At 41.4% G+C, this 12765-nt stretch carries 7 protein-coding genes, 2 tRNA genes and 1 pseudogene; 7 read left to right on the top strand and 3 right to left on the bottom strand.

The features are described from left to right. Nucleotides 1-53 precede the first annotated feature (53 nt). The 3 genes from DCK90_RS04835 to DCK90_RS04825 all read left to right on the top strand — a co-directional run bounded on the left by DCK90_RS04835 (nt 54) and on the right by DCK90_RS04825 (nt 2380). Nucleotides 54-2090 carry an HD family phosphohydrolase gene (locus DCK90_RS04835; protein WP_108245057.1) on the top strand — a complete coding sequence of 679 codons (2037 nt, stop codon included), beginning with the start codon at nt 54-56 and terminating at the stop codon, nt 2088-2090. 112 nt (nt 2091-2202) lie between these two features. Further along, nucleotides 2203-2286: transfer RNA gene (locus tag DCK90_RS04830), tRNA-Ser, on the top strand. A 19-nt stretch (nt 2287-2305) separates the two neighbouring features. Next, nucleotides 2306-2380, top strand: a tRNA-Pro gene (locus DCK90_RS04825). A 93-nt stretch (nt 2381-2473) separates the two neighbouring features. Here the strand turns inward: DCK90_RS04825 and DCK90_RS04820 are convergent. Beyond that, nucleotides 2474-2716: pseudogene (locus DCK90_RS04820) on the bottom strand (DUF4145 domain-containing protein); the annotation flags it as partial. A 623-nt stretch (nt 2717-3339) separates the two neighbouring features. Between DCK90_RS04820 and DCK90_RS04815 the strand changes: the two are divergent. Together DCK90_RS04815 and DCK90_RS04810 are read left to right on the top strand one after the other, a co-directional pair. Then, nucleotides 3340-4515, top strand: a complete 1176-nt coding sequence (locus DCK90_RS04815) for an acetyl-CoA C-acyltransferase (RefSeq protein ID WP_108245055.1) — start codon at nt 3340-3342, stop codon at nt 4513-4515. Nucleotides 4516-4535: 20 nt separating this feature from the next. Further along, on the top strand, nt 4536-5288 hold the full coding sequence (locus tag DCK90_RS04810; protein ID WP_108245054.1) for a C40 family peptidase: 753 nt from the start codon (nt 4536-4538) through the stop codon (nt 5286-5288). A gap of 51 nt (nt 5289-5339) precedes the next feature. Here the strand turns inward: DCK90_RS04810 and DCK90_RS04805 are convergent, their stop codons facing one another. Continuing rightward, nucleotides 5340-6602, bottom strand: a complete 1263-nt coding sequence (locus DCK90_RS04805) for a tetratricopeptide repeat protein (protein ID WP_108245053.1) — start codon at nt 6600-6602, stop codon at nt 5340-5342. A 39-nt stretch (nt 6603-6641) separates the two neighbouring features. Continuing rightward, nucleotides 6642-9170: a DNA gyrase subunit A gene (gene gyrA / locus DCK90_RS04800; protein ID WP_108245052.1), complete on the bottom strand. Its 2529-nt coding sequence runs from the start codon at nt 9168-9170 to the stop codon at nt 6642-6644. A gap of 261 nt (nt 9171-9431) precedes the next feature. Here gyrA and DCK90_RS04795 point away from each other — a divergent pair, with 261 nt between their 5' ends. Both DCK90_RS04795 and DCK90_RS04790 read left to right on the top strand, forming a co-directional pair. Further along, on the top strand, nt 9432-11990 hold the full coding sequence (locus tag DCK90_RS04795) for an ATP-dependent Clp protease ATP-binding subunit (RefSeq protein WP_108245051.1): 2559 nt from the start codon (nt 9432-9434) through the stop codon (nt 11988-11990). A gap of 199 nt (nt 11991-12189) precedes the next feature. Then, on the top strand, nt 12190-12630 hold the full coding sequence (locus tag DCK90_RS04790) for a BLUF domain-containing protein (protein ID WP_108245050.1): 441 nt from the start codon (nt 12190-12192) through the stop codon (nt 12628-12630). Nucleotides 12631-12765 lie beyond the last annotated feature (135 nt).

Here is a 12765-nt window from a genome sequence, read left to right as displayed (position 1 = left end):
AAAAATGTTCTTATACATTAATTTTCTATTTTTGAAGCTAACAGTTTTATGGAATGGGAAAAACTTTGGATAATGTATATAAACACCAGTCACTGGTCTACAAGTATTTCCTTTATGTAGTATCGGTAGCACTCATTGTTTTTTTCTTTCCAAAAGGAGGCAAGTTTAAGTATGAGTTTCAAAAAGGGAAACCTTGGCAATATGAAAACCTCTATGCCCCAATAGATTTTTCCATACAAAAGACCCAAAAGGAAATACAGGAGGAACAGTCTTCCATTAGAGCCAACAAAACAGATTATTATACCTACAATGCGTCCTTGATTTCTGATGTAAAGCAAGAAGTACGGGAAGGATTAAATGCACTTCTTCAATCAGGAAACTACACCTCTTCGGAAAGACAATCCTTGAGGAACGCTTCTGAAGAAGTTATTGATGAAGTGTACCTCCGTGGAATTTTTCAAAACCTGCCGCAATCAAAATCCACGGTTGTGGTCAAGAGTAATGAAGCACAGCCCATTTCTCCAAGTGATTACTTGAGCCTTGAACAGGCCAAAAAGAAGGTAACCGAGCTTTTTTCGGATGTGGGGATAGACGGGGCAGAACGTGTACAGTCTTTACTAAAAAGTAGTCTCAAGGCCAATCTTTTTTACGATGACACGCTTACGGAAAGTGCCTTAAATGAAGAACTTTCTAAAATATCCTACACACGGGGAGAGGTTGATCAGGGTCAATTGATTATTTCCAAAGGGGAGATTGTAGAGAATGATGACTTTAAAATCCTTAACTCCCTTAAGGATGAATATGAATCCGATCTGTGGATGGGCAGCAATTACTATTTCATTTTATTGGGGTATACCATTTTGGTGGCTTTGGTGCTCATTATGTTGTTTTTGTTTTTGAAGCGATACAGGAACGAGATCTTTCAGAACAATAACAAGGTAACATTCATTTTCTTCAACATCTTGTTGATGGTTGTCGCCACAACCTTGATGGTAAAGCATTATGAGGATTTTATTTATATGGTTCCGTTGTGCATTCTACCATTGATCTTAAAAAACTTTTTTGATGCTAGATTGGGACTTTTTGTACACGTATTAACAGTACTTATCCTTGGTTTTATAGTACCCAATAGTTTTGAGTATATCTTTTTGCAGATAATTACGGGTATAGTTACCATATTAACGGCCTCTGAGCTTTATAAGAGGGCGAACCTGTTTATCTCGGTAGGTCAGATAACGTTGATATATATTGTTGGCTATTTCGCTTTCCATGCGATACATGAAGGTAATATGGACAACATTGAATGGATATTATTCGGTGTGTTTGTTCTAAATGGGTTGCTGACGCTTTTTGCACAACCATTGATATACATGTTCGAAAAAATTTTTGGACTTGTATCCGATGTGTCCTTGTTGGAACTTTCCGATACAAACTCCAAATTGCTCAAAGAACTTTCGGACAAGGCACCCGGAACCTTTCATCATTCCTTGCAAGTTGCCAACCTAGCGGAGGCAGCTGCCAACGAAATTGGGGCAAATGCAATGCTGGTAAGGGTAGGTGCGCTTTATCATGATATTGGTAAAATGGAACGACCTACTTACTTTACGGAGAATCAAATCACCAATGTTAATCCACATGATGACCTTCCTCCAAAGGAAAGTGCCAAAATCATTATTGACCACGTGATCAATGGAATAGAGATTGCCAGAAAAAATAAGCTTCCCGACAGAGTGATAGATTTTATCAGAACCCACCATGGAACAACATTGGTCTACTATTTCTACAAAAAACAGCAAGAGTTGGAACAGGATGTAGATAGGAGTGATTTTGAGTATCCGGGTCCCATACCTTTTTCGAAGGAAACAGCAATATTAATGATGTCCGATGCCGTTGAGGCAGCATCAAAAAGTTTGAAGAATCCTACATTTACTATCATTGATGAGTTTGTGGAGAAAATCGTGAAAGGTCAAATGCAGGCCAATCAATACTTGAACGCCAATATTACGTTAAAAGAGATTGAAATGGTGAAGAAAGTACTCAAGCAAAAGCTTACAAATATTTATCATTTGCGCGTGGAATATCCTGAATAGCAGTTGCATTACAAAAGTTCCATTAAAAAAGTGAAAAAATAGTTGCGATCTTACATCTGAAAAGGTACATTTGCATCCGCATTTTCAGAGTGCACGTTCATAGAACATAATAGGAGAGGTGCCGGAGTGGTAACGGAGCAGATTGCTAATCTGTCAGCGCGTAAGTGCTGCCTGGGTTCGAGTCCCAGTCTCTCCGCTTTTCTATTTTAATAGATCGGGGTGTAGCGTAGCCCGGTTATCGCGCCTGCTTTGGGAGCAGGAGGTCGCAGGTTCGAATCCTGCCACCCCGACTTTATTATCAAAGAGTTACATGTGAATTCATGTAACTCTTTTTTGTTTTTGTATAAAAAAAAGATTTAAAGAAGTTAATCAGACTTAAATTTTCATGAGTTTGATTGTATTTGGATCTTTCTAAGTTCTGAAGCTTTTTTGAGTTTGCCCTTCCTTACAAACAACTGATACATAACGTCCTTTATCAATTCCAGTAGAATTTCTGCCCTATCTGGACCAAGGTTTGGCAAATGAGGATGCGAACCATCATGGCCATCAATAATTATCTGTGTAAGCACATCAAAGGTTTCATCATCAATATCAGCCATTTCTTTCAAATCATTAATTTGATGTTGAACTTTATTTTTGGCCTTTCTATTAGTTCGTAATCGTCATTTATATTTACTGAACTCGATTCAATACCCAGGATTATAAACTTTAAAAAAATTGGCTCATCACAACCAGCGCACAAAAAAAGACATTCCTATTTTTTTTTGGTCGAAATCTCTTCAAAGTTGGATAATGTACCAGGGAAGCGAGAATCAAATTGATAGAACATCCGCAATGTGGGCAAACGGTGTTTATTGGCTCATTGAACAATTCAATATCGGCGGTGTTAGATAGTTTGATCTTGTCTTTGACTTTGGTAGAGCTAAATTTATCAAAAAGATTAAGTTAAAACCATCTATGAAGAAGTTAGATCAAAAAAGTACCACCTTAAATAATTGTGCCTTGCTTATTTTTAGCGTTAATTAAATACAGTCATAAGGCTTTCCACCCCTGATATCAATTTTACTTAACCAAAGCTTCCTCTTCAATCTATAATCACCTCGGGCAATCCAAGTTCTTTAATTCCCATTCAACTACCCCTTGGGAAAATGATGTGGATATATCTCTTGCTGGTATGAGGTATTGTTCCACCGGCCTCTTATCCGTTTGCATTTAAATTTAGTATTTTCGCAGGAGTAAAAATGCACATATGAAGAAAGTAGTAATCGTTTCAGCCGCAAGAACGCCAATAGGTAGTTTTATGGGAGCTTTATCCTCGGTTCCAGCACCCAAATTAGGTGCCGTTGCCATAAAGGGAGCATTGGACAAGATAGGCCTTAAGCCCGAACTTGTGGAAGAGGTTTTAATGGGCAACGTGGTACAAGCAGGCACCGGGCAAGCACCGGCCAGACAGGCTGCAATATTTGCCGGAATACCCAATACCGTTCCTTGCACCACAGTAAACAAGGTTTGTTCTTCTGGAATGAAAACGATTATGCAAGGAGCACAATCCATCGCTTTGGGCGAAAATTCGATTGTTGTTGCCGGAGGTATGGAAAACATGAGCCTTATTCCTCATTATGCATACATGAGAAGCGGAACCAAGTTCGGTCCCGCCACTTTGGTGGATGGTATGCAGAAAGATGGTCTTGTGGATGCATATGACCAAAATGCCATGGGAGTTTGCGCCGATGCATGTGCAACCGAATATAAATTTAGCAGGGAAGACCAGGATGCCTACGCAATCCAATCTTACAAAAGATCTGCAGAGGCATGGAAAAGTGGAAAATTTGATAATGAAGTTGTTTCTGTAGAAGTACCTCAGCGAAGAGGTGAACCCATAATCGTTAGCGAAGACGAAGAGTATAAAAATGTTAAGCTGGAAAAGGTAGCGTCATTGCGTCCCGCATTTTCTAAAGATGGCACGGTAACCGCTGCAAATGCCTCAACCATTAATGATGGTGCTGCCGCAGTTATCTTAATGAGCGAGGAGAAAGCCAAAGAACTTGGTTTAACACCATTGGCGACCATTAGAGGTTATGCCGATGCAGCCCATGAGCCAGAATGGTTCACGACCGCTCCGGCAAAAGCGCTTCCAAAAGCGTTGGACCGTGCAGGGGTATCCATCGAGGATATTGATTATTTTGAGTTCAACGAAGCGTTTTCGGTAGTGGGTCTGGCCAATATGAAAATCCTTGGCCTTAGTGATTCAAATGTAAATGTGAATGGTGGTGCGGTATCTTTGGGACACCCATTGGGCTGTTCTGGAGCCAGGATTACCATCACCCTATTGAATATATTGGAGCAAAACAATGCCAAATTAGGAGCGGCGGCCATTTGTAATGGCGGTGGTGGAGCATCATCCATTGTTTTGGAAAGAAATTAGTGATTCAATCTGTACAGTAAATGCAATATGGAATTTGTCCTCTAAGTATTGTTCCCATTAGAACAAATCCGGACGATTGTGCCGAAATGTCTTCCCAGTTATTATACGGGGAGCATTTTAAAGTTTTGGAGAGTAGGAAAAAATGGAGCAAGATCAGGTCCGCTTATGACAAGTTTGAAGGTTGGATTCCCAATAATCAATTTCGATTTATCTCCGAGGAGGTCTACAACGAAATTGAGAATAAGGCTCCACAAAAGATATCTTCTGACATCATTTCTCACATTTGCACCAAGGATGGTATGCTGTTGCCCATCCTTTTGGGCTCTATGGTAAATTCTTCTGCCCTGCTCAACCATACTTTTGAAGGCAATGTCTACGCAGATAAAAACCCAAAGGAAAACTTGGTCGATGTTGCCATCATGTATTTAAAGGCGCCGTATTTGGCTGGGGGCAAAACTCCGTTCGGAATCGACTGTTCCGGTTTTACGCAGATGGTATACAAAATAAATGGCCATACGTTGGAACGTACTGCTGAAGGTCAATCCAAGCAAGGAGAAGCACTGAGTTTTATTGAAGAAAGCGAACCGGGAGACTTGGCATTTTTTGATGATAACGAGGGGGTTATTGACCATGTCGGCATTATTTTGAAGGACAATTACATTATCCACGTAAACGGACACGTTAGAATTGACCGGATAGACCATACGGGCATATTCAATTCCGAAGAAAAATTGTACACCCATCAATTACGGGTCATCAAAAAAGTGATATAAAAAAAGCCCCGAATTATCGAGGCTCATTTTTTACAGGAAGTTAATACATAATTACTCTCCCAAAAGCTTTTTGATTCTCATGAAGTTTTCATTGTCACCCAAAGCCCCATAAATGTTTTTCAACTGGGTCAAGATACTTTCGTTATCCGGGTTTGACTGTAATGCATCTTCCAATACAGCAGCTCCCTCTTTGAACAAGCTGTCCTTTTTCTCCTTAAGCTCATCGTACTTGGCGATATCGGCTTTGGAGGTTCCCAGTGCGTTCATTTCATCAATAAGACCATTACCTTCGTTCACATAGGTGGTGGAAAGGTTCAATAGCGCATTGATATAACCTGGATCAATGGCCAAGGCTTTTTTGTAGGCATCCCTTGCATCTTGCAAGTTTCCTTGCTCCATATTGATCACACCAATATTGTATAGCAAATCGGCATTGTCAGGAGCCATAGCAGATGCTTGTCCCATCAATTCCTTGAACTTCTCTTTATCCCCAATGGCATAGTATAGGTTGGCTTCACCCAATACCAAGTTTACATCTTCTGGATTTTCAGCTCGTGCATCTGCGTAAGCTTCAATAGCTTTTTCGTTCTCTCCCATTTGTTGATAAATCAACGCAATGTTCTTAACGATCTCAGGTTTTTTGGAAGGGCTTACCTCCTCTTTAGGATCTTTGTGGGTTCCCGCTTTTACATAAAGGTCACGAGTTGCCTTGTCCATGCTTTCGGTTTCACCGGATTCGACGTTTACGGCAGTGTATGTTGTAGACTCACCATTGTAACCCAAGTCCTTAAGTTCCTTGTAATATTTCAAGGCATCTTCGTAATCCTGACCGTTTACCGCACTGCTGGCGGCATAATAAAGATATACGGTATCCTTAGGGCTTAATTTGTAGCCCATATATAATTTCTCCGCTGCATCACCGAACTTTTTGTTATTGTTGTCCTCAACGGCAGAGTTTACCAAATCAGCAGTCATTTGGCCCATTTTTTCTTGGGCCACTGAAGTATATTTGGATTTACCATCCGCTTCTTCTATCTCGATGACTTTGTTATAGGCGTCAACAGCTTCTTGAAATGCAGAAACCTCACCCTTTTTGGCCAACTCGTAGTTTGCATTTCCCAATAGGGCATAATACTCGGCCTGATCTTTCTCCTTGGCCGAACCGATTGTAGAGGAAGCGCTTACCAAAGCAGCTTTTGCAGCGGCAGCATCACCATCCTTAAGAGCTTTTTCTGCCGTCTTCATCTCATCCTTCTGGGCAAATCCTATTGCAGATACCCCTACGGCCAATAGCATTAATATTCTTGTTCTCATGTTTAAAATTGAAATTATTTAGTGTTTATCGATTATTAATTATTCTTTTTCGTCCGTATTATCATCAATAGCCGTGCCATCTTCCCCTTTGACTTCGATATCCAAGATATCATCTTCGTCGACTGGGTCATCCTCTTTCATCACTTTGGCAACAGCTGCAATAGAATCATTGTCCTTAAGATTGATCAGGCGAACCCCTTGCGTGGCTCTTCCCATAACCCTAAGATTTTCCACACCCATTCGGATGGCGATACCCGATTTATTGATAATCATCAGGTCATCCGTATCGGTAACGTTCTTGATGGCCACAAGACCTCCTGTTTTCTCGGTGATGGAAATGGTCTTCACACCTTTCCCTCCCCTGTTGGTAATCCTGTAGTCTTCAATATTGGAACGCTTACCATAACCTCTTTCAGAAACCACAAGAATGTCATCCTCGAAATTATGGACAGAAACCATTCCTACCACTTCATCATTGTCATCGGCCAAAGTCACACCCCTTACACCAGATGCATTTCTTCCCATCGGTCTGGTTTTGGATTCTTCAAAACGAATAGCTTTCCCTGATTTAAGACCAAGGAATATTTGACTGGTTCCCGTAGTCAATTTTGCTTCTAACAACTCATCCTCATCACGTATGGTTATCGCGTTGATACCGTTCTGACGTGGTCGGGAATATTGCTCCAATGAAGTTTTCTTTACCGTCCCTTTTTTGGTTGCCATAATGACATAGTGACTGTTCACATAATCCTCATCTTTGAGATCTTGCGTACAGATAAATGCCTTGACCTTGTCATCCTGCTCTATATTGATCAAGTTTTGGATGGCTCTACCTTTGGATGTTCTGCTTCCTTCTGGGATTTCGAATACGCGCATCCAGAAACATTTTCCTTTTTGGGTAAAGAACAGCATGTATTGGTGGTTGGTACCCACGAACAGGTGCTCCAAGAAATCCTCATTTCGGGTAGAGGATGCTTTTTGACCAACACCTCCCCTATTTTGGGTCTTATATTCGGTAAGCGATGTCCTTTTGATATAGCCGGCATGCGAAATCGTGATGACCACTTGTTCATCCGGAATCATATCCTCGATACTCAAATCACCGCCCGCGTAGTTGATTTCGGACCTTCTGTCATCACCATACTTCTCCTTTACTTCAAGAAGCTCATCTTTGATGATCTGCATTCTACGTTCTTTCTTTTCAAGAATATCCTTCAAATCTTCGATAGTCTTCAAAAGTTCGGCATGCTCTTCGCGCAACTTGTCCTGCTCCAGTCCGGTAAGCTGACGCAAACGCATTTCAACAATGGCCTTGGCCTGAACCTCGGTCAATTTGAAACGCTCCATCAATTTGGTACGGGCCTCCTCTACGTTGGAAGAACCCCTAATAATGGCGATTACCTCATCGATATTGTCGGAAGCAATGATGAGCCCTTCCAAGATATGGGCACGATCTTCCGCTTTTTTGAGCTCGTACTTGGTTCTGCGAACCACGACTTCGTGCCTATGCTCCACAAAATGGTGGATAATATCCTTAAGGTTCAACAATTCCGGCCTGCCATTGACAAGCGCAATATTGTTGACACTAAAAGAGGATTGAAGTGCGGTGTACTTGTACAACATGTTAAGTACAATGTTCGGAATGGCGTCACGCTTCAAAATATATACGATACGCATCCCGTTTCTATCGGACTCATCCCTAATAGTGGATATGCCTTCTATTTTCTTTTCGTTCACAAGGTCGGCGGTCTTCTTGATCATGTCCGCCTTGTTCACTTGATAAGGGATTTCGGTAACAACGATACTTTCCTTCCCCTGAACTTCCTCTATGGTTGCCTTGGCACGCATCACGACACGGCCTCGTCCTGTATGAAAAGCTTCTTTTACGCCATCATATCCATAAATGATTCCCCCGGTAGGAAAATCAGGAGCTTTAATGTGCGTAATGAGCTCATCTATTTCTATATCATTGTTATCGATGTAAGCTACTGTACCATCTACCACCTCACGAAGGTTGTGCGGAGGCATATTGGTAGCCATACCCACTGCAATACCAGAAGCACCGTTCACCAATAAATTGGGGATACGGGTCGGCAATACGGTAGGTTCCTGTATGGTATCATCAAAATTGAGTTGATGATCTACGGTATCCTTATCGATATCGGCCAACATCTCCTCTGCGATCTTGCGCATTTTGGCCTCAGTATAACGCATGGCCGCTGGGCTGTCTCCGTCCACGGAACCAAAGTTACCTTGACCATCCACCAACATATACCTAAGGCTCCACTCCTGGGCCATACGCACCATGGTATCATATACTGAAGAATCACCATGTGGGTGATACTTACCTAAAACCTCACCCACGATACGGGCGGACTTTTTATGCGAACTATTGGACCTTACACCCAAATCGTGCATTCCGTAGAGCACCCTACGGTGGACAGGCTTTAAACCATCACGAACATCTGGCAGGGCACGTGACACAATGACCGACATTGAATAATCAATGTAGGCAGATTTCATCTCATCCTCAATATTAATGGGAATTAACTTTTCTCCTTCCGCCATGCTTATTTATTATAGATTTTTTGTGGTTAAATTATCATGGCAATATACAGAAAATAGCAGCCTTTATAACCCTTTGCGAATACTTTATTAAAAAAATTATCAACATTACAGCTATTATCAACAATGCGATAATAAAGCTTTGTTAAATACCCAGAAAACATGAATTATTCCGACATTTACCACTACTTTATCGAATTAGGGTACGGTATTTGACCACCATAACAATACTTTTATTAATTTTAATTGCTGAAAAAGAAACGTATGGACGACAATTTTTCCCCCCGCGTAAAGGACGTTATAGCATACAGCAAGGAAGAAGCCCTTAGACTGGGCCATGATTTTATTGGCACGGAGCACCTTATGCTAGGTCTTTTAAGAGACGGAAATGGCAAAGCCATAAATATATTGGATGCACTCGATGTGGATTTGGACCACCTGCGCAGAAAGGTGGAAATCCTTAGCCCGGCGAATCCAAATACAGGAACGATGCAAAAGGACAAGAAGAATCTTCACTTGACCCGCCAAGCGGAAAGAGCGTTAAAGACAACCTTTTTGGAAGCGAAACTATTCCAGAGTTCTTCTATAAACACCGCACACCTGTTGCTCTGCATCCTAAGAAACGAGAATGATCCAACAACCAAGTTATTGCACAAACTCAAGGTGGACTACGACAATGTCAAGGAACAGTTCAAGTCCATGATCACCAGTGACGATGACTACATAGACACCCCACAAGCGGAATCTTTTCCTGGGGACACAGATGATATGGGAGATAGTAAAGAAGGTTCTTTCGGTTCCGGAAGCGCTGCACAAAAAGGAAACAAAAAATCCAAGACCCCGGTTCTGGACAATTTTGGACGCGACCTTACCCGTTTGGCCGAAGAGAACAAATTGGACCCCGTTGTGGGAAGGGAAAAGGAAATTGAACGTGTTTCCCAAATATTGAGCAGACGTAAAAAAAACAACCCATTGCTTATCGGTGAGCCCGGAGTTGGTAAGAGTGCTATTGCCGAAGGTCTGGCATTGCGAATCATCAACAAAAAGGTTTCCCGCATACTTTACAATAAGCGAGTGGTAACCTTGGACCTTGCCTCTTTAGTGGCCGGTACAAAATATCGTGGCCAGTTCGAGGAGCGCATGAAAGCTGTAATGAACGAGCTGGAAAAAAACGATGATATCATCTTGTTCATTGATGAGATACACACTATTGTTGGCGCAGGTGGTGCAACTGGAAGCTTGGATGCCTCCAATATGTTCAAACCCGCGTTGGCACGAGGTGAAATACAATGTATCGGTGCCACTACGTTGGACGAATACAGACAATACATAGAGAAAGACGGTGCTTTGGAACGTCGTTTTCAAAAGGTAATGGTAGAGCCCACATCCGTGGAGGAAACCATTGAAATTTTGATGAACATCAAAGGCAAGTACGAAGAACACCACAATGTAAATTATACGGACGAAGCCATTATGGCCTGCGTTAAATTGACCAACCGTTACATGACTGACCGCTTTTTACCGGACAAGGCCATTGATGCTTTGGATGAAGCTGGGTCGAGAGTACACATCGTCAATATGGACGTTCCCAAACAAATCTTGGAACTGGAAAGCCAGCTCGAAGATGTTCGTGAACTCAAAAATAGCGTTGTTAAAAAACAGAAATACGAGGAGGCTGCCAAGCTAAGAGACGATGAAAAACGTTTGGAAAAAGATTTGGCAACCGCTCAAGAACGATGGGAGGAAGAAAGCAAACTTCATAGGGAAACCGTATCCGAGGACAATGTTGCCGATGTGGTTTCTATGATGAGTGGCATCCCCGTTAACAGGATAGCACAGACCGAAAGTAACAAATTGGCCGAACTGCCCAATCTTATCAAAGGATTTGTAATCGGTCAAGATGAAGCCGTATCCAAGGTAGCAAGGGCAATCCAACGGAACCGTGCCGGGCTTAAAGACCCGAACAAACCTATTGGCTCGTTCATTTTCTTGGGACAGACAGGTGTTGGTAAAACTCAATTGGCAAAAATTTTGGCCAAGGAGCTATTCGATTCCGAAGATGCCTTGATACGAATTGATATGAGCGAATACATGGAAAAATTTGCCATTTCAAGATTGGTAGGAGCACCTCCGGGATATGTAGGTTACGAAGAAGGCGGACAGTTGACCGAAAAAGTTCGACGTAAGCCTTACTCAGTGATTTTATTGGATGAAGTGGAGAAAGCCCACCCCGATGTATTCAATATGTTGCTGCAAGTGTTGGATGATGGTTTCCTAACCGATAGTCTTGGACGCAAAATTGATTTTAGGAACACTATCATAATCATGACTTCCAATATCGGCGCAAGACAATTGAAGGATTTTGGACAGGGTGTTGGTTTTGGTACCGCTGCAAAAAAGGCGCAGGCCGACGACCACCAGAAAAGCGTTATCGAAAATGCCTTGAAAAAAGCATTTGCTCCTGAATTCTTGAACAGGATAGACGATGTAGTCGTTTTCAATGCCTTGGAAAGAGAGGATATCCACAAAATCATTGATATAGAACTGAACAAGCTCTATAAAAGAATCAAGGAAATCGGTTATGACTTGACGCTTTCCGACAAAGCCAAGGATTACATTGCCGATAAAGGTTTTGATAAGCAATATGGCGCGAGACCTCTTAAAAGAGCCATCCAAAAATATATTGAGGATACCTTGGCCGAGGAAATCGTAAACTCCAAGTTGGAGGAAGGAGACAGTATTTTTATGGACTTGGATGAGAAAAAAGAAGAGCTCACCATCAAAATAGAAAAAGCTGAAAAATCCCCTGAAGCTGAAAAGTAATTGCACAGATAATGCAAAATGAAAAGCTGGCGATTGCCAGCTTTTTTTTGTTCCAGAAATCCACTATCTCTTAATTTGATTTGATATGAGACCTAACATAAAGGACCGGACCACTTAGCCAAAAAAATCACAATTTAATCAAACAGCTTGTCCATTGCCCTTTAAAAAATTAAGTTTGTGGTTTATTTAACCACAACCGATGACCTATACACTAACCTACGAATCGGAAATCGTAGAACCAATGGACAGCCATGAAATGGGTCTCTTATTGGAACAATCCAGAAGCAACAATAAACGCGACAATATAACAGGTTGCCTTATTTATTATATGGGTGGATTTATCCAAGTTCTGGAAGGTGACAAGGCAAAAGTCCTTGACCTTTACGAGAAAATTAAGTTGGACGAACGCCACAAGAACGTACATATGTTTTCTGAAGATGACAATGTAGAAAGAAGCTTTCCTAATTGGGGTATGGCGTACTACCCTATTGATGCCAACACAACGAACAAAAGTGAGTTTGAACAGTTCAAGAGAAACTTATTGCTTTTAGCTGATTTTACCGTACCAAAGCATCTTACCGCAAAATTATTCTGGGAAAGGACAAAATTCTTGATCACAAATCCTCCCAACAATCTTTAGGGTGGATATATCTCCTTGTCCAGATGTAAAATCAGGTAAAGGATAGTATCGTTTTAAAAAACCTAGGAGTTATACTTAATCCTGTTTTACGACTCGGGATTACCATACATAAGATATTTTAGCGTTTAATCTATT

The sequence above is a fragment of the Muricauda brasiliensis genome (assembly GCF_003057865.1).
Taxonomy (GTDB): Bacteria; Bacteroidota; Bacteroidia; order Flavobacteriales; family Flavobacteriaceae; genus Flagellimonas; species Flagellimonas chongwuensis.
Note: the sequence above shows the minus strand (reverse complement) of the source record. Positions and strands in the feature narration are given on the sequence as shown.